Raw genomic sequence first — 17,673 nt, 5'->3', positions numbered from 1 at the left:
GCGCGCGGGCCGCCGGGACCTTCCGGCGGCCCCCGGGCGGGCGGGCCGTCAGCGCGGCGGGAGCGCCGGGACCAGCACGTTGTCGCTGCGGCGGCCCGCCAGGTAGTCGGTGACGTTCTGCACGGTGGCGTCGATGATCTGCCCCACGGCGTCACGCGTGTAGTACGCCTGGTGGGAGGTCACGATGACGTTGGGGAAGGTGACGAGCCGGGCGAGGGTGTCGTCGTCGATGCCCTCCACGGACTTGTCCACGTAGAAGAGTCCGGCCTCCGCCTCGTAGACGTCGAGCCCGACCCCGGTGAAACGGCCGGCCCGCAGCTCCTCGACGAGCGCGCGGGTGTCGACGAGGCCGCCGCGGCTGGAGTTGACCAGGATGGCGTCGTCCTTCATCGCGGACAGCGCCTCCGCTCCGATGAGGTGCTGCGTGGCCGGGAGCAGCGGCACGTGGAGGCTGATCAGGTCGGCCTCCGCGAAGAGCTGCTCCTTGTCCACGTAGGTCATGCCGAGCGCGGTGCAGGCGGGGTTCTCGGCGACGTCCCAGCCGAGCAGGTTCATGCCGAAACCGTGGGCGATCCGGGCGAACGCCTCGCCGATCTTCCCCGTGCCGAGCACACCGGCCGTGCGGCCGTGCATGTCACGGCCGAGGAGTCCGTCGAGCCGGAAGTCGAAGTCACGGGTGCGGCTCACCGCGCGGACGATGCGGCGGTTGACGGCCATGGCCAGGGTCCAGGCGAATTCGGCGACCGAGTGGGGCGAGTAGTACGAGACCCTGGCGACGCGCAGGGCGAGCCGCTCGGCGACGTCGAGGTCGATGTTGTTGAAGCCGGTGGAGCGCTGGGCGATCATCTGCGTGCCGCCCGCGGCGAGGGTCTGCAGGACCCTGCTTCCGAGGTCGGCGTTGACGCTGGTGGAGATGATCTCGTAGCCCGCGGCGATCGGTGCGGTGTCCTCGGTGAGGAAGACGTCCAGGCAGCGGACGTCGTGCAGACCCGCGAAGGCCTTCTCGATCAGCGGCTTCTCGTCGGACTGCACGCCGAATGCCAGGATTTCCACGACGTCTCCCGGGTCAGGGGGTGGGGCCGGTCCTCGCGAATATACGGCCCGCGCCCCGGGGACGCCGCCCGGCCGGGCGAACCGGACCGAGGAGCCGGGTGAGGAGGACCCCGCCTTCGCCTGCGGGGCGGGGTCCGCCAGGGGTCAGGCGTCGTCGAGCCCCGCTTCGATGGCATAGCGCACGAGCTCCACCCGGTTGTGCAGCTGGAGCTTGCCCAGGGTGTTCTGGACATGGTTCTGCACGGTGCGGTGGGAGATGACCAGACGCTCGGCGATCTGCTTGTACGAGAGCCCCTTGGCGACCAGTCGCAGGACCTCGGTCTCACGGTCGGTGAGCTGCGGGACCTTCGGCTGGTCGGGCGCGGCGGGGGCCGGGTCGGAGGCGAGCCTGCGGTACTCGCCGAGGACGAGGCCGGCGAGGCCAGGTGTGAAGACCGGGTCGCCCGCAGCGGTGGCGCGCACCGCGTCGGTCAGCTCCTGGGTGCTGGCCGACTTGAGCAGATAACCGGTGGCGCCGGACTTCACCGCCTCCAGCACGTCGGCGTGCTCCCCGCTGGCGGAGAGCACCAGGACGCGCAGCCCGGGCTGCGAACCGACGAGTTCCTTGCAGACCTGGACGCCGGGCATACCCGGCAGATTCAGGTCGAGCACCAGGACGTCGGGCACGGCGGCGCGGGCACGGCGAACGGCCCCCGGGCCGTCCCCGGCGGTCGCGACCACGTCGAAACCGGACTCGGCCAGATCGCGGGCGACGGCGTCCCGCCACATCGGATGGTCGTCGACGACCATCACCCTGATGGCCCGCTCCTCGGACTCCTGCGTGTTCGGTGTACTCATCGGGCCGATCCTGCCTTCCCCCGTGAAACCTTCGGAACCTTCAACTCGACCTCGGTGCCCTGGCCGGGTACCGAGATCAGCTCTGCTGTGCCGCCCAGGTCGCGCAGCCGACCGCGGATCGACAGGGCGACGCCGAGCCGGCCCTCCCCCTCCGCCTGCACCAGCCTGCCCTCCGGGATGCCCGGGCCGTCGTCCCGGACGGTGACGACGACCTCGTCCGGCTCGTCCTCCACCAGGATCCACGCGTGGGCGTCCGGGCCCGCGTGGACCCGGACGTTGTCCAGCGCGGCGCTCACCGCGGCGGCGAGCTCACGTGCCGCCTCTCCCGGGAGCAGCACCGGGGCGCCGGGCTCGGCGAAGGTGACCCTGGAGCCGGCGTGCGGGGCGAGCAGGGCGCGCAGGTCGGACTCGGCGCCCTCCGCCTCGTCGGTGTCCACCGCGCGGACCACCGCTCCCTCGGCGCTGTCCTCGGAGACCCGGGTCGTGGGCACCAGGCCGCTGGAGACCAGGGTCCGCAGCGCGACCTCCTGCTCCCCGGCCATCCGGCCGAGCTCGGCTGCTTCGCCGCCCAGGGCCGCGCCGCGTCGCTGGACCATGGCCAGGACCTGGAGGACGCTGTCGTGGATGTCGCGGGCGAGCCGCTCACGCTCCCGGGTCGCGGCCTCGATCTCCAGGGCGCGGGCCAGGGTGCGTTCACTGGCGCGGGCCACCTCGACGACGTAGCCGATGGCGATGGAGGCGACCCAGACCAGCACCACGTTGTGGAAGGTGTCCCTGCTGGGCTCGCCCCGCTCGATGATGTTGGCGACGGCGACGAGGGTGGAGGCGAAGGCCGCCCATCGCCAGCCGCCCTTGAGCGCGAAGGCGAGGACGGAGCCGGCGGTCCAGATCGACGGGAGCGTCGGGCCGTCCATGTGCTGGGCGTCGAAGTCGGCGAGCGGGGTCAGCAGGATCCCGGTCAGTGCGACCGTGAGGTCAAGGCCGAGGAAGCGCTTGGTGCAGTTCGCGGCGTTGGCCACCCTGGGCAGGGTGACGAGCGTCCAGAGGGCGAGGAAGACCAGGAAGGCCAGGGCTACCCAGGGCCGCTCGTACTTCTCGCGGCCGAAGCCCGCGAGCAGCACCGCGTAGGCCAGCGTCAGCACGCGGTAAGCGGTCAGTGCCCGCCACAGCGGCTGCTCGACCGACATCCGTACGACCCGTTCACGCCTGGCCATGTCCTCTGGGTCCCTCCCCCGGTTTCCTCCCCTTGCCGTGCCACCCCGCGCCGCCCCTACGCGCCGGGCCTCTCCTGGCCCTTCGTCTTCGCGTCCTCGGCGATCTGCCGCTTGGCGGCGGTCGCGTAGATGTCCACGTACTCCTGGCCGGAGAGCTTCATGATCTCGTACATGACCTCGTCGGTCACCGAACGCAGGATGAAGCGGTCGCCGTCCATGCCCTGGTAGCGGCTGAAGTCCAGCGGCTTGCCGATCCTGATGCCGGGCCGCATGAGTCTGGGCACGACCTGGCCGGGCGGCTGGATCTTCTCCGTGTCGATCATCGCCACGGGGATGACGGGCGCACCCGTGGCGAGTGCCACCCGGGCCAGGCCCCCGGGCTTGCCCCGGTAGAGCCGTCCGTCGGGCGACCGGGTGCCCTCGGGGTAGATGCCGAAGAGACCGCCGCTCTCGATCACCTGGATGCCCGCCTTGATGGCGGCCTCCCCCGCACCGCGTCCGCCGGAGCGGTCCACCGGGAGCTGGCCGACGCCCTTGAAGAACGCGGCGGTGAGCTTCCCCTTCACCCCGGGGGCGGTGAAGTACTCCGCCTTGGCGATGAAGGTCACCTTGCGGTCGAGGACGGCCGGCAGGAAGAAGGAGTCGGAGAAGGACAGATGGTTGCTCGCGAGGATCGCCGGCCCGTGTGCGGGAATGTTCTCCAGGCCCTCCACCCACGGTCTGAAGGCGAGCTTCAGGGAACCGCCGATGGAGAACTTCATTGCGCCGTAGATCAACTCTGGTGCCTCCTGTGTGCCGTGCGACCGACCTTAACCTGTGGCGCCGCGTCCATCCCCGCCCGCTCGGGGCGGTATCCCTCACGGACGCGGCAGCGGGTGGCGCCTGCCCGGACCGTGACGGCCCTGGTCGGTGTCGGTCCGGTCGCGTACGGTGAAGTCATCCTTTGCACTCCCCCCGCACCCCCGCCCGCTTCATGAACAGGAGACCCCGGTGCCGGTCCTCCCTGGAGCCGAGCCGTTCCGCCACGAGGGCGGAGAGGTCGGCGTCCTCCTCTGTCACGGATTCACGGGATCGCCGCAGTCGCTGCGGCCCTGGGCCGACTATCTGGCGGAGCGCGGACTGACCGTGTCCCTCCCGCTGCTGCCCGGACACGGCACGCGCTGGGAGGACATGGCGGTCACGGGCTGGCAGGACTGGTACGCCGAGGTGGACCGGGAACTGCGGGCCCTGACGGCGCGGTGCGAGCAGGTCTTCGTCTTCGGCCTCTCCATGGGCGGGGCCCTGGCGCTGCGCCTCGCCGCGAAGCACGGTGACGAGATCGCGGGCCTGGTGCTCGTGAATCCGGCGAACAAGGTGCACGGCCTGTCGGCGTACGCGCTGCCGGTCGCCCGGCATGTGGTGCGTACGACGAAGGGCCTGACCAGCGACATCGCGCTGGCGGGTGCCGAGGAGGTCGGGTACGACCGGGTGCCGCTGCACGCCGCGCACTCGGTGCGGGCGTTCTTCCGGCTGGTCGACGCCGATCTTCCCCAGGTCACCCAGCCGGTGGTGCTGCTGCACAGTCCGCAGGACCATGTCGTGCCACCCGCCGACTCGGCGCGGATCCTCAGCCGGATCTCGTCCAGGGAGGTCGAGGAGGTCCTCCTGGAACAGAGCTACCACGTGGCGACGTTGGACCATGACGCGGAGCGGATCTTCGATGAGAGCTACCGGTTCATCGACCGCCTCGCGACCGACGCTGGCAGAAAGGGGAGCACGTCCGGTGGCTGAGCACGACGCGGAGCGCGCGGGCAGTGACGAGGAGCGCGAACCGCGCCCCACGGAGGGGACCGCTGTCCCCGAGGGTACGGAGGGGGCCCGGCCGCTCGACGAGGCCGCGGCCTGGGAGGCGATCGTCGCGGGATACGGCGAGGAGCCGCCGGACCCGCCGGGCGCCAAGCCCTTCAAGTCGATCGAGGATCTGGCGCTGCTGGAGGACGATCAGCTCAACGTCCTGGACCGGGGCCCGGAGTCCGGTGCGGGCGACGACCCGGACAAGGGAGTGGGCGGGAAGACGTCCGGCGCACCGCCGGAGAAGAAGCCGCTCGGCGGTTCGGTCGTCTTCGCCCCCGGGGTCGCCGGGCCGCGTGACTACGGCCTGGCGGAGCCCGGGGACGGCGACACCGACGATCCGGACGACAGCGAGGAGGGCCACTTCGTCCCTCCGGAGCCTCCGCCGCTCCCCGAGGCCGATGTGACGGCGAAGTTCGCCTGGCTCGCGGTGGTCGGCGGCCCGGTGCTGATGCTGGTCGCGGTGCTGATGCAGTGGGAGATGACGTGGTGGCTGACCACGCTCTCCATCGGCGGCTTCCTCGGCGGCTTCGCCACCCTGGTGGCGCGCATGCCCCACGACGACGAGGAGGACGACGACCCGGGACGCGGGGCGGTCGTCTGACCTCCGGCGGGAGCGGCCCCGGGACGCGGGGCGGTCGTCCGACCTCCGGCGGGAGCGGGCCCGGGACGCGGGGCGGTCGTCCGACCTCCGGCGGGAGCGGCCCCGGTCTCCGGCACGGCCCGGGCTCAGCTCCCGGCGGGCACCCTGAGGGCGGCGAGCACGGGCAGATGGTCCGTGGCCGCCCGCAGGTCCGCGCCGGTGACGCCGGGCAGGTCCTCGGGGACACCGCAGCCGAGTACCTCGATGCCGTCGGTCGCGAACACCGCGTCGATCCGCTTGCGCGGTGAGCCTGGCGGGAAGGTGAGCTCGCCGCCCCAGGGGCGTGCGGCTCGGCAGTCCTGGAGCCGCCCGGCCAGCTGCCGGAAGGCACCCCCCTCCGGTACGTCGTTGAGGTCGCCGGCCACGACGGCGTGCGGGACGCCCATCGCGTCGATCCGTTCGAGCAGCATCCCCGCCTGCGACCCGCGTTCCTCCCGCTGCAGGCTGAGGTGGCAGCTCACGACGCCGAGCCGCGCCCCGGCGATCCGCACGACGGCCGTGGCCAGGCCCCTGCGGTGCAGCCCCGGGGTGAGCGGCAGCAGGACGTCCTCGGTGCGTTCCACGGTGGCGCGCAGGGAGCAGAGCAGCAGGGGCCGGCCGCCGTCGCCCCGCCGCCGAGGACCACGAGGTCCGTCATGGCGGCGAGCCGGGCGGCGGCCTTGCGCCAGCGGAAGAAGCGGGGGGCCTCCTGCACGCACACCAGGTCGGGTGCGCAGGCGCGGACGACCCGGGCGAGCGCCTCGGTGTCGTCCTTCATCGAGCGGATGTTGTAGCTGAGCACCCGGATGACGGCTGAACCGTCCGGCTCGGTACGGGAGTCGGGCAGCGGCATCGGCGTCGTGACCATGGGAGGCACGATACGACGGACGCCCGCCGCTCCCCGGAGGGCGCGACGGGCGTCGGACGGAACGGGGTGGGCTCAGCCCTGGCGCGCCAGGTCCGCGGCGCCCACCAGGCCTGCCTTGCCGCCCAGTTGGGCCGCGAGGACCTGGGCGTGCGGGCGCCACTCGCCGCCGATCAGCCAGCGCCGGAACGACTTGCGGATCGGGTCGAGGACCAGTTCGCCCTCGTCCGAGACGCCGCCGCCGACGATGAACGCGGACGGGTCGAAGAGCGAGGCGAGGTCGGCCAGACCGGCTCCGGCCCAGCGGGCCAGCTCGCGGAAGGAGTCGACGGCCACCGGGCAGCCCTGCCGGGCGGCCTGGCTGATGTGCTTGCCCTCGATGCCCTCCACGGAGCCGTCGCCCAGGCCCAGCAGGATCTGGGCGTTCTCCGGGGTGGCGTTGGCGCGCTGCTTGGCGTACCGGACGAGCGCGCGCCCGGAGGCGTACTGCTCCCAGCAGCCCTGGCTGCCGCAGCCGCAGAGCAGCCCGTCCGGGACGACCCGGATGTGACCGAATTCCGCCGCCACACCGAAGCGGCCGCGGCGCAGCTTGTTGCCGATGATGATGCCGCCGCCCAGGCCGGTGCCGAGCGTGATGCAGATGACGTCGTCGTGCCCCTGGCCGGCGCCGAAGCGGTATTCGCCCCAGGCCGCCGCGTTGGCGTCGTTCTCGACGACGACGGGCAGGCCGACGCGCTGCTCGACCTTGTCCTTGAGCGGCTCGTGGCGCCAGTTGATGTTCGGGGCGAACAGCACGGTGGCACGCTTGTCGTCGACGTATCCGGCCGCGCCGATGCCTACCGCCTCGACGTCGTGTCCCTCGCTCGCGCCGGCCACGGCGGCGCTGATCGCGTCCACGATGCCTTCGGCTGTCGGCGGGGTCGATACCTTGAACGTCGAGAGGATCCGGCCCTCTTCGTCGACCACTCCAGCCGCGATCTTCGTGCCGCCGATATCGACGCCGATGGTGAGTCCCATGAATCCCTCAGTTTCGGTCGAGCCCCGCTACGGCCAACCGTACCCGAGCCGGGGACGGGTATTTCCTGTCCAGGGTCAGTCCAGGTCGATGTGTTCGCTGCCGCCGGTGCCCTCGTCACGCGGGTCCGAGGGGTCCTCGGCCGCCTTCTTCCCGGGTCCGGGGGTGTTTCCGGTGCCGCCCGAGGCGCCTCCGGCACCCTCGGTGCCACGGGTCCAGCGGTTCTCCTGGCCCTCGACCGCGGTGCGGTAGGCGGCGAGGAGTTCGTTCCCCGCGGCGGCGAGATGGTCGAAGACTTCCGGATTGCGCTCGATGACGGGCTCGACGGCGGACTTCGCCTGCCGGATCACCTGCTGGACGGTGCCCTGCGCGGCCATGCCGAGCAGCGGCGACTGCAGCGAGGAGACCTTGTCGGCCACCGCGTCGATCAGTTTGCGCAGTTCCTCGGCGGCGGAACCCGGCTGCTGTCCGTACTGGGCACGGCGTCGGGCCTTCTCCGCCTTGAGGTCCTCGGCGCAGGCCTCCGCCCACGCGTCGTCGTCGGCGGGACGATCGGTGGCTTCACTCATGGCGGGCTCCTGCGGCGCGGTTGTCTGCGTGGCCGTACGGGCCACGTACTACCGACGTTACCCGAACGGTGGTACGCCGTTCATTGTGTCCGGGGCCAGAGCGCGGGGTCAGGTGTGAACCGGACACGCAGGACGCCGTCGGTCAGTGCGGCTCCGGACACGGTGCAGCGGCGCAGGGCGGACTCCAGGCGCACGATCCGGTGGAACGGCCCTGCGGTCAGGAGCAGTTCGTCGCCGCGCCGGACGAGCCCGAGGTCCTCCTTGGTGGCTCCGGGCAGCGGCAGGCACCAGGAGATGACACCGTCCTCGGCCGTCTCGGTCCACCAGGGGGCTCCGGCGTGTCCCGGTGTGCGGTCGTCCGGTGCGCAGCTCCCGGCGAGCAGGGACAGGTCCTCGACGGTGCGCGGCTCACGGCCGAGGTGCGCGCTCTCGCGCACGGGGGTCCCGGGTTCCCACTCCTGGTGCCAGTGGTCCAGGCACTTCTCCTGCCGGGCGGCGAGATCGGCGAACCACGGGTCGGCGGAGTGGCGGGGCAGGACCCGGGAGGCGACGACCGAGTCGACGCGCAGTCCGTGCAGGGCCAGTCCGGTACGGGCGGAGCTCAGGGCCGCGCCCGCGGCCTGCCCGGGTTCGGCGACGAGGCGCACGGTCGTCGCGTCGTCCTCGATCAGCGCCTCGACGGCGGAAAGTTCGGCGTCCTTGCGGGCGGCCGCTTCGTACAGCCACTGGGCGGGCATGGGGACGCCGGCGAGCTGGGCGAGTACCGGGCGCAGGGCGCGGGCGGCCTGGCGTTCCCTGGGCAGGAGGCGCCGCAGGTAGCGGCGCAGCTGCCCGGGCAGTGCGAGGAGGGCGAGCGCGTCGGCGAGCGGGGGCAGGTCGACGACGAGGACCTCGTGGCCGTCCTCGGCGGCGCCGCGCAGGGCGTGCAGGACGGCGAGCTGCGCGCTGCCCGGCAGTTCGGTGAGCTCCTCGCCGTCGAGCCGGTTGGCTCCGAGCAGGTCGAGGAGCCCGGAGGCCCGGTCCTGCAGTTCGAGGAGTTCGTCGCGGAAGTGCGCCGCGGAGTCGACGCGGACGGAGGTGAGCCGCTCGGTGGCCCCGGTGCCCGCGGGGAGGGCGGGCACCTCGTCGGCGGAGATCAGGAGGGTGCGGCGGCCGCTGCGGGCCGCGGCGAGCGCGGTCGCCGCGGCGACGGTGGTACGGCCTGCGCCGCCAGGGCCGGTGACGAGGACCGTACGCACGTGATCAGGCCTTCGGTACGGACTCGACGCGCTTCTTCAGCCCGGCGAGGGCCCGGTCGATGATGACCTTCTCCGCCTTGCGCTTGATCATGCCGAGCAGCGGGATCTTGACGTCGACGGCGAGCCGGTAGGTGACCTGGGTGCGGTCGCCGTCGCCGAGGGGCGCCAAGGCGTAACTGCCGTCGAGGGCACGGAGCATCTGGGACTTCACCAGGGTCCAGCCGACCTCGTACTCGCTGTTCCAGGTGTAGGAGAGGACGTGGTCGTCCTTGATCGCGCCGGCGTCCAGGACGAGGCGGACCTGCTCGGCGCGGCCCTGGTCGTCGGTGGCCAGGATCTCGGCCTCCTTCACCTCGCCGGTCCATTCCGGATAGCGGGCGAAGTCGGCGATCACTCCCATGACGTCGGCCGGTGCCGCCTCGATCGTGATGCTCGAGCTGGTGTGTTCAGCCATCGCCGTGGCCCTCCAGTGCGGTGTACCGGTCGCGTTCGGCAGAGGCCTGCCACGTGCAGGCTATCGCGTGCCGGTGGCCCTCCCGTCCGCGCCCCGGCCAGGGACCGGCTGCCGTGTCGCTCACCACTCCAGGGCCCAGGGGCGCCCGCTCGACGCGAAGTGTCCGACGTTCACGCACTCGGTGACGCCGATCCGCATCCGGCGGACCAGCGGCTGGTGGACATGGCCGAAGAGCGCGTAGCGGGGGCGGGTGCGGCGGATGGCCTCCAGGAGCGCGCTGCTTCCGCGCTCGAAGCGCCGGGCCACGGTGTCGTACGTCAGCTCCGGGACGTCCGGCGGGATGTGCGAGCACAGGACGTCCACCGGGCCGAGCGCCTCGACCTTGGCGGCGTACTCCTCGTCGCTGATCTCGTACGGGGTGTTCATCGGGGTCCTGAGGCCGCCCCCGACGAACCCGAAGACCCGGCCGCCGATCTCGGCACGCTCGCCGTCCAGCACGGTCGTACCGGAATGTGCGTACTCGGGCCAGAGCGCGGGCACGTCGACGTTGCCGAAGGTGGCGTAAGTAGGGGAGGGCATCACGGCGAACATCTCGGCGTACTGCTTGCGCACGGCGGACAGGATCGCCTCGTTGCGGTCACGGCCGGCCCACAGTTCGCGGCCGAAGGCGCGGGCCTCCTCGAAGCGGCGCTCCGTGCGCAGCTCGACGATGCGGTCGGCGTTGGCGACCCCGAACAGATCGGGGAAGATGCCGCGCGAATGGTCGGCGTAGTCGAGGAAGAGGACCAGGTCCCCCAGGCAGATCAGCGCGTCCGCGCCGTCCCCGGCGCGGGCCAGCGCCTCCGTGTTCCCGTGCACGTCGCTGACGACGTGCACGCGTGTCCGTCGCGTGGGGGTCGTGTGCTGATTCCGGGGTGTGCCGACTCGCATGGAGGCCACCCTAGGTCCCGGCCCGCCGCTCTGGGTAGAGGCCGCCGGACCTGCGGTTACTTCCGGATAGGGACACGGGTGGACTAATGTGCGCCGAAGGACCGCGGATATGTGTGATGCATAAGACATCTGGCCCGAACCCCCTTTCCGGAACCGAGTACCGGTGGGTAACGTCCCGCCAGTCCAGTCGTGCTCACCCCACCGAGCATCTGCCAGTCTTGGACCGATCCGGTACGTCGCACAGAGCCGTGGAACCGGAGCCCGATGAGGAGCAGCAGTCTTGCGCGAGTTCAGCCTTCCGGCCCTGTACGAGGTCCCTGCGGACGGCAACCTGACGGATCTCATCCGCCGCAACGCCGCTCAGCATCCCGACGTCGCGGTGATGAGCCGCAAGGTGGCCGGAGTCTGGACGGACGTCACGGCGACCCAGTTCTTCGCCGAGGTCCGGGACACCGCCAGGGGGCTGATCGCGTCGGGTGTCCAGCCCGGTGACCGGGTCGCGCTCATGTCCCGCACCCGCTTCGAGTGGGTCCTGCTGGACTTCGCGATCTGGTGCGCGGGCGCCGTCACCGTGCCGGTGTACGAGACGAGCTCCGCCGAGCAGGTCCAGTGGATACTGGGCGACTCGGGCGCGGTCGCGGTCGTCGTGGAGAGCGGCGCCCACGCGGAGTCCGTCGCCTCCGTGCGGGACCGGCTCCCCGGTCTGGAGCACGTCTGGGAGATCGACCGGGGCGCCGTCGGCGACCTCGTGGCGGCGGGCGCCGGGGTCTCCGACGAGACGCTGGACCTGCGCATGGTGAGCGCCAAGGCCGACGATCCGGCGACGATCGTCTACACCTCGGGCACGACCGGCCGCCCCAAGGGCTGTGTGCTGACCCACCGCAGCTTCTTCGCGGAGTGCGGCAACATCGTGGAACGGCTCAAGCCCCTCTTCCGTACGGGCGAGTGTTCCGTCCTGCTCTTCCTCCCCACCGCACACGTCTTCGGCCGGCTGGTCGAGGTCGCCTCGGTGATGGCGCCGATCAAGCTCGGCTGCGTGCCGGACATCAAGAACCTCACCGATGAGCTGGCTTCGTTCCGGCCGACGCTGATCCTCGGTGTGCCGCGCGTGTTCGAGAAGGTCTACAACTCGGCGCGGGCCAAGGCCCAGGCCGACGGCAAGGGCAAGATCTTCGACCGGGCCGCCGACACGGCGATCGCCTACAGCCGTGCGCTGGGCACCCCGGAAGGCCCGTCGATCGGCCTGAGGGTCAAGCACAAGGTCTTCGACAAGCTGGTGTTCGGCAAGCTGCGCGCGGTGCTCGGCGGGCGCGGCGAGTACGCGATCTCCGGCGGCGCTCCGCTGGGCGAGCGGCTCGGCCACTTCTTCCGCGGCATCGGCTTCACCGTGCTGGAGGGCTACGGCCTCACCGAGTCGTGCGCCGCCACGGCCTTCAACCCGTGGGACCGGCAGAAGATCGGCACGGTCGGCCAGCCGCTGCCCGGCTCGGTGGTGCGCATCGCCGACGACGGCGAGGTGCTGCTGCACGGCGAGCACCTGTTCACCGGTTACTGGAAGAACGAGGCGGCGACGGCCGAGGCGCTGGCCGACGCCTGGTTCCACACGGGCGACATCGGCACGCTCGACGAGGACGGCTATCTCGCGATCACCGGCCGCAAGAAGGAGATCATCGTGACGGCGGGCGGCAAGAACGTCGCCCCCGCGGTGATCGAGGACCGGATCCGCGCGCACGCCCTGGTCGCCGAGTGCATGGTGGTCGGCGACGGCCGACCGTTCGTCGGCGCCCTGCTCACCCTCGACGAGGAGTTCCTCTCCCGCTGGGCCGAGGAGAACGGCAAACCCGCCGGATCGACGGCGTTCTCGCTGCGTGAGGACCCGGAGCTGCTGGCCGAGGTGCAGCGCGCGGTGGACGACGGCAACGCGGCGGTGTCGAAGGCGGAGTCGGTCCGCAAGTTCCGGGTGCTGGGCGCGCAGTTCACCGAGGAGGCCGGTCACATCACGCCGTCGCTGAAGCTGAAGCGCAACGTCGTGGCGAAGGACTTCGCGGACGAGGTCGAGTCGATCTACCGCGGCTGATCCGACGGCGCACGCGTACGAGGAGGGCCCCGCACCGGTCACGCGACCGGTGCGGGGCCCTCCTCGTACGGGCTCAGAGCAGCGTCTTCAGCTTCTCGGCGAGCAGGTCCCAGCGCCACTTCTCCTCGACCCACGCCCTGCCCCGCTCCCCCGTGCGGCGGCGCAGCCCGGGGTCCTTGAGCAGCGTGACGATGCGGTCGGCCGACTCCTCCGCGGAGCCTCCCCGCACCACCCACCCGGTCTCGCCGTCGAGCACGGCGTCCGGGGCGCCGCCCGAGTCGCCCGCGACGACGGGCAGTCCGGTCGCCGACGCCTCCAGGTAGACGATGCCGAGGCCCTCGACGTCGAGTCCGCCGCGCCGGGTCCGGCAGGGCATGGCGAAGACGTCGCCCGCGCCGTAGTGCGCGGGCAGTTCCTCCCAGGGCACCGGTCCGGTGAAGCGCACGGAGTCCTGGACACCGGTCTCGGCCGCCAGCTTCTTCAGCTGCCCGGCGTACGGGCCGCCGCCCACGACGAGCAGGACGGCGTCCGGCACCCGCGCCAGAACGGCGGGCATGGCCAGGATGAGGGTGTCCTGCCCCTTGCGCGGCACGAGCCGCGAGACGCACACGACGACGGGCCGGTCCGTGAGCCCCAGCCGGGCCCTGACCCGGTCGCCTCCGGAGGCCGGGTGGAAGGTCTTCTCGTCGACCCCGGGCGGCAGTTGCACCATGCGGCCGGCGGCCTCGGGGGTGAGCGCCGCGGCGATCCTGGACCGGGTGTACTCGCCGAGGTAGGTGATGGTGTCGGTGCCCTCACCGATGCGGCGCAGCAGTTGCCGGGACGCGGGCAGCTGGGCCCAGCCGGCCTCGTGGCCGTGCGTGGTGGCGACGAGGCGGCGGGCACCGGCCCTGCGCAGCGCGGGCGCCATCAGGCCGAGGGGGGCGGCGGCGCCGAACCAGACGGAGGTGCAGTCGTGCTCGCGCAGCAGCCGGGCCGCCTGCCGGGTGACCCGGGGCGTGGGCAGCAGCATCGTCGTGCGGTCGCGTACGACGGTGAAGGGCTGCTCGGCGTCGAAGGCGGCGGTGGCCTCGGCGCCCTCCGCGCCGCGCTTCCAGGTGGAGGCGTAGACGACGATCCGCCCGGGGTCCATGCGCAGCGCCATGTTGTGCAGGAATGCCTGGATACCGCCGGGGCGGGGCGGGAAGTCGTTCGTCACGATCAGCGTCTTGTCCATCGCCGCCGACAGTACCGGGCGGCCCGTCGGCCCTGCCTGACGGCTCCCGCACAGCCGTGGACTGCATCATGGCGGGCATGACGGTCAGGACGGGTACGAGCGGCCGGGGGAGCCGGGGCCTGTCCCTGGCCGTGTGGGGACTCACCCGGGCGGTGCTGCTGCTCTGCGTGTTCAAGGTGTTCACGGTGCCGGGCCCGGACGTCACGAGCGACGTCTCGGTGATCTACCGGGGCTGGTACGAGGTTCTCCGCGCCGGTTCGTTCCCGCTGGACGACGTCACGTGGCAGTATCCGCCGGCGGCCGCGCTCGCCGTGCTCTCCCCGGATCTGCTGCCCTTCCTGGAGTACGCCTCCGCCTTCTTCGTTCTCGTGCTGCTGTGTGACGCACTGGTGTTCGGGCTTCTGCTGTACGCGGGAGGCCGCCCCGGCACGCGGGAGACGGGCACCTGGCTCTGGGTGGTGGGCGTGCCGCTGCTCGGGCCGACCGTGTACGCCCGCTACGACCTGATGGTGACGGCCGTCGCGGTGGCGGCCCTGCTCGCCGGTGTGCGCCACCCGCGGGTCCTGGGTGCGCTGGCCGCCTTCGGGACGCTGCTGAAGGTGTGGCCGGTCCTGCTGCTGGTGGGTACGGCCCGGGGCAGGGAGACGCTCCGGGCCTGGTCCTCGGCGGCGGTGACGGCCGCCGTGCTCGCCCTGGCCGCCGCCGTGGCACTGCCCGGCGCCTTCGCCTTCCTGACGTTCCAGCGGGACCGGGGGCTGGAGATCGAGTCGTTGGGGGCGCTGGTCTTCCACGTGGCGCGGCAGTTCGGCTGGGAGGGCCGGGTCGAGCTGCGCTACGGCTCGATGGAGTTCGCCGGGCCCCACGTGGCGCTGGTGAGCACGCTGGCCCTGGCGCTGAGCGTGCTGGCCTTCGGCTGGCTGCTGGTGTGGCGGCTGCGGGCCCGTACGTTCGCGGTGCACACCCCGGCGGACGCGGCGTTCACCGCGGTGCTCCTGTTCACCGTGACCAGCCGGGTCATCAGCCCCCAGTACCTGGTGTGGCCGCTCGGGCTCGCCGCGGTGTGCCTGGTGTTCCGGGGCAGCCGGATGGCCCGGCCCGCGTGCCTGGTCCTGGTGGCCACCGCCGTCACGCTGCTGGAGTTCCCGCTCGGCTTCGCGCACGTGGTGGCGAGCGACGCGGAGGGCGTGGCCCTGATGGCCGTACGCAACGATCTGCTCGTCGTGGCGACGCTGGACGCCGGACGGCGGCTGTGGCGGGACACCGTGCCGGGGGCGCGGCGGGAACCGGCCGTGGAGGGGGTCAGCCGAGACGGTCGCGCAGATACTCCCGCCAGCGCGCGGTGAAGTCCTCGGGAGTGGTGCCGAGCACCGTGTGCATGGCCTGCTCCACGGCTCCTTCCCGCTGCGCACGGCTCCCCACGGCCTCGTAGAAGGCGGTCAGCTCCTCCTCGCCCCAGTCCTGGGCGATCAGCTCGCAGGCCAGCCAGCCGCCCTCGTAGGCCCGGGAGAGCTTCGCCGCGTCCTCGCCGAAGCCGAAGTCCTCGTCGGCCGGCAGCTGTGCGGGCAGGTCGCCGGAGCGGACCGCCTCGGTCAGTTCCGGCGCGATCTCGGGAGCGGTTCGGCTCTCCCGGCGGTAGGCCGTCCGGTCGGCGAAGCCTTCCGACAGCCAGACGGGAGTGGCGGCGGAGGTGTGCGCCCGGGTCGCCACATGGGTGGTCTCGTGGGTCAGGACGACCCGCTGCCCGAAGTCGCCGAGCATCCCGTACGCCTGCGGATTGACGATCACCCGGTCCGCGGGCGCCCGGCCGCCCCCGCCGACCTCACCGGTGGTGACGGCCGCTATGCCCCGGTAGCTGTCCGTGGGTGAACCGAGGAGCCCCGCCATGTCGTCCACGGACGCGGGGACGAGGACCACGACCCGTTCCGTCCAGGGCCGCGGCCAGGAGCTGGAGACGACCGGGACGGCCCGGTCCGCCGTGTCCGCGATCCGGCGCAGCTCGGCGGTACGGCGGCCGACCCCGAGGACGAGGCTGTGCGTGCCACGTACGACCTCGACGTCACCCTGTTGCCAGAGCTGCCCGGGGGACCCTTCGGCGGCCCGGTCGGCGGCGACGTACCAGGTGCGGTCCTCGCCTCGGCGGACCAGCTCCACCGTGCGGGAGGAGGACATGGGGGCCTTGTCGTAGCCCTTGATCCGGTAGCGCAGTTCGACCTCGGCGGTGACCCGGTCCGCGGTCCCGTCCTTCACGTCCTTCACCTCGTACGCCCAGGACTCCAGCGGCACGTCGGCGAGATTGCGCAGTTCGGTGCGCTGGGCGGCCCGGAAGGACGTGGCGCGGGGGTCGAGCGCGGCCAGGTACGCGGCGGTGTCGTGCGCCAGGACGGCCGCGGCCCGGCGGTCCAGGGTGGCGCCGACCTCCTCGGCGGTCATGCCGGCGGGCGCGTCCCGGGGGCCGGCACAGGCGGGCGCGAGCAGCAGGACGGCGAGCACGGCAGCCGCCGTGCTCCGGCCGCCGGTGCGGCCCCGCCGTGCGTCCCGCGTCCGAACAGCCATGGAGCCGATCGTACGGTCAGACGCGGGTGACCGAGGAGACGGGCATCATGCCGACGGGGTCGTAGCGCACCGGTGCGCCGGGGTACGGGGCATGGATGACCTGGCCGTTTCCCGCGTACATCCCGATGTGGCTCGCGTCCGCGCGGTAGGCGACGAGATCGCCGGGCCGCGCCTGCGACAGCGGCACCACGCGGCCCGCGTACCGCTGGGCCTGCGAGGTCCGGGGCAGGGCGACCCCGGCCTGCGCGTACGCCCACTGCATCAGCCCGGAGCAGTCGAATCCGGCGGGGCCGGTGGCGCCCCAGACGTACGGGCGTCCCAGCGCCTGCCGGGCCGCCATGAGGGCCGCCAGGCCGCGCGCGGAGCCGGGGGCGTCCGCGGTGAGCGTCCCCGGGGAGGCGGAGCGCGAGGCGCGGCCGAGGGCCTCCCGGTCGGTTCCCGGCAGCGTGCGCAGCAACTGCCGGGCCCGGTCCAGCTTCGCCTCCACGGTGTTCTTGTGGCGGGCCAGCGCCGCGCGGTCGCGCTCCAGGGCGGCCAGCGCCCCGGCGGCCTCCGCGCGGCTCTGGGCGATCTTGCGCTGGGCGTGCCGCAGCTTGCCCAGCGTCACCGCCCGGCGCTCGCCCGCACGGTCCAGGGCTGCGGCCCGGTCCAGGAAGGTGTCCGGGTCGGAGGAGAGCAGGAGGGCGACCGAGGGGTCGATGCCTCCCGAGCGGTACTGCGCGCCCGCCATCGAGCCGAGGGACGCCCGCAGCCGGTTGATGTCCTCCTGCGTCCGGGCCGCCGCGTCCTGGGCCCTGGCGATCCGGCCGCGCTGGAGGCCGATGTTCTCCCTGGCGCCGTTGTACCGCTCGGTGGCGCGCTCGGCCTCCGTGTACAACCGGTCGACGGCCTCCTTGGCCGTCTCGCGGGTCTCCTCGGGTGCGGCGCCCGCGGGCGCCGCACCGAGGGCGGCCGCAGCGGTGGCCACGGCGGCGGACAGGACGGTGGCCCGGACACCTCGGTCGAGGCCGGGCCGGGTGGGGCGGCGATGCGACACCACAGGAAGCCGCACTCCCTTCCGCTGTACGCAGACGTGCGCGGCCCCTGCCGCCCGGGGCGGGCGGAACGACGACCGGGAGCTGCGCGGCAGCGCAGACAGTAACCGGACGGCTACCCCGTGACCAACGGCCACGCCGGGCAGGTGAATGCGGACGAAACAGC

Annotated in this window: 16 protein-coding genes and 1 pseudogene; 4 read left to right on the top strand and 13 right to left on the bottom strand. The window is 72.6% G+C overall.

The window, feature by feature from the left end:
- Positions 1-48: 48 nt before the first annotated feature.
- From P8A20_RS27110 to P8A20_RS27095, 4 genes are all read right to left on the bottom strand, one after another.
- A complete protein-coding gene (locus P8A20_RS27110; RefSeq protein WP_147963022.1) occupies positions 49-1,053 on the bottom strand; it encodes a 2-hydroxyacid dehydrogenase in 1,005 nt (334 codons plus the stop codon).
- 144 nt (positions 1,054-1,197) lie between these two features.
- Positions 1,198-1,890, bottom strand: coding sequence for a response regulator (locus tag P8A20_RS27105; protein ID WP_147963023.1), 693 nt, complete (start codon positions 1,888-1,890; stop codon positions 1,198-1,200).
- The gene (gene macS / locus P8A20_RS27100; RefSeq protein WP_147963024.1) at positions 1,887-3,104 is read right to left on the bottom strand and encodes a MacS family sensor histidine kinase; all 1,218 of its coding nucleotides are present in this window, start codon (positions 3,102-3,104) and stop codon (positions 1,887-1,889) included. The genes P8A20_RS27105 and macS overlap by 4 nt, the downstream gene beginning before the upstream one ends.
- A 56-nt stretch (positions 3,105-3,160) precedes the next feature.
- A complete protein-coding gene (locus P8A20_RS27095; RefSeq protein WP_147963025.1) occupies positions 3,161-3,880 on the bottom strand; it encodes a lysophospholipid acyltransferase family protein in 720 nt (239 codons plus the stop codon).
- A gap of 214 nt (positions 3,881-4,094) precedes the next feature.
- Here P8A20_RS27095 and P8A20_RS27090 point away from each other — a divergent pair, with 214 nt between their 5' ends.
- A complete protein-coding gene (locus P8A20_RS27090) occupies positions 4,095-4,874 on the top strand; it encodes an alpha/beta hydrolase (protein ID WP_147963026.1) in 780 nt (259 codons plus the stop codon).
- On the top strand, positions 4,867-5,538 hold the full coding sequence (locus P8A20_RS27085; protein WP_147963027.1) for a hypothetical protein: 672 nt from the start codon (positions 4,867-4,869) through the stop codon (positions 5,536-5,538). Before P8A20_RS27090 ends, P8A20_RS27085 begins: the two co-directional genes overlap by 8 nt.
- Positions 5,539-5,663: 125 nt before the next feature.
- Here the strand turns inward: P8A20_RS27085 and P8A20_RS27080 are convergent.
- The 6 genes and pseudogenes from P8A20_RS27080 to P8A20_RS27055 all read right to left on the bottom strand — a co-directional run bounded on the left by P8A20_RS27080 (position 5,664) and on the right by P8A20_RS27055 (position 10,627).
- A pseudogene (locus P8A20_RS27080) lies at positions 5,664-6,424 on the bottom strand (endonuclease/exonuclease/phosphatase family protein).
- 72 nt (positions 6,425-6,496) lie between these two features.
- Entirely contained in the window at positions 6,497-7,438 is a 942-nt protein-coding gene (locus P8A20_RS27075) for an ROK family glucokinase (RefSeq protein ID WP_147963029.1), read from the bottom strand.
- A gap of 75 nt (positions 7,439-7,513) precedes the next feature.
- On the bottom strand, positions 7,514-8,005 hold the full coding sequence (locus tag P8A20_RS27070) for a DUF5304 domain-containing protein (RefSeq protein WP_147963030.1): 492 nt from the start codon (positions 8,003-8,005) through the stop codon (positions 7,514-7,516).
- A gap of 80 nt (positions 8,006-8,085) precedes the next feature.
- Positions 8,086-9,243 (bottom strand): ArsA family ATPase, encoded by a 1,158-nt coding sequence (locus P8A20_RS27065; RefSeq protein WP_306104389.1) that lies wholly within the window; start codon positions 9,241-9,243, stop codon positions 8,086-8,088.
- A gap of 4 nt (positions 9,244-9,247) precedes the next feature.
- The gene (locus tag P8A20_RS27060; RefSeq protein ID WP_014156701.1) at positions 9,248-9,697 is read right to left on the bottom strand and encodes an SRPBCC family protein; all 450 of its coding nucleotides are present in this window, start codon (positions 9,695-9,697) and stop codon (positions 9,248-9,250) included.
- A 120-nt stretch (positions 9,698-9,817) separates the two neighbouring features.
- Positions 9,818-10,627: a metallophosphoesterase family protein gene (locus P8A20_RS27055; protein WP_147963032.1), complete on the bottom strand. Its 810-nt coding sequence runs from the start codon at positions 10,625-10,627 to the stop codon at positions 9,818-9,820.
- 280 nt (positions 10,628-10,907) lie between these two features.
- Here P8A20_RS27055 and P8A20_RS27050 point away from each other — a divergent pair, with 280 nt between their 5' ends.
- A complete protein-coding gene (locus tag P8A20_RS27050; RefSeq protein ID WP_147963033.1) occupies positions 10,908-12,704 on the top strand; it encodes an AMP-dependent synthetase/ligase in 1,797 nt (598 codons plus the stop codon).
- Positions 12,705-12,777: 73 nt separating this feature from the next.
- Here P8A20_RS27050 and P8A20_RS27045 read toward each other — a convergent pair whose 3' ends face one another.
- On the bottom strand, positions 12,778-13,920 hold the full coding sequence (locus P8A20_RS27045) for a glycosyltransferase family 4 protein (protein WP_147963034.1): 1,143 nt from the start codon (positions 13,918-13,920) through the stop codon (positions 12,778-12,780).
- Positions 13,921-13,997: 77 nt separating this feature from the next.
- On the opposite strand from P8A20_RS27045, the gene P8A20_RS27040 reads away from it, so the two are divergent.
- Positions 13,998-15,263: a glycosyltransferase 87 family protein gene (locus tag P8A20_RS27040; RefSeq protein WP_306104388.1), complete on the top strand. Its 1,266-nt coding sequence runs from the start codon at positions 13,998-14,000 to the stop codon at positions 15,261-15,263.
- On the opposite strand, the gene P8A20_RS27035 is transcribed toward P8A20_RS27040, so the two are convergent.
- Both P8A20_RS27035 and P8A20_RS27030 read right to left on the bottom strand, forming a co-directional pair.
- Positions 15,220-16,473: a hypothetical protein gene (locus tag P8A20_RS27035; protein ID WP_187282382.1), complete on the bottom strand. Its 1,254-nt coding sequence runs from the start codon at positions 16,471-16,473 to the stop codon at positions 15,220-15,222. The genes P8A20_RS27040 and P8A20_RS27035 overlap by 44 nt on opposite strands.
- Positions 16,474-16,489: 16 nt before the next feature.
- On the bottom strand, positions 16,490-17,512 hold the full coding sequence (locus tag P8A20_RS27030) for a C40 family peptidase (protein ID WP_306104387.1): 1,023 nt from the start codon (positions 17,510-17,512) through the stop codon (positions 16,490-16,492).
- Positions 17,513-17,673: the final 161 nt, after the last annotated feature.

The organism is Streptomyces sp. Alt3, from assembly GCF_030719215.1.
In the GTDB taxonomy this organism is placed as follows: domain Bacteria; phylum Actinomycetota; class Actinomycetes; order Streptomycetales; family Streptomycetaceae; genus Streptomyces; species Streptomyces glycanivorans.
The sequence above is the reverse complement of the archived record's forward strand: the minus strand, read 5'-3'. Positions and strand labels throughout refer to the sequence as shown.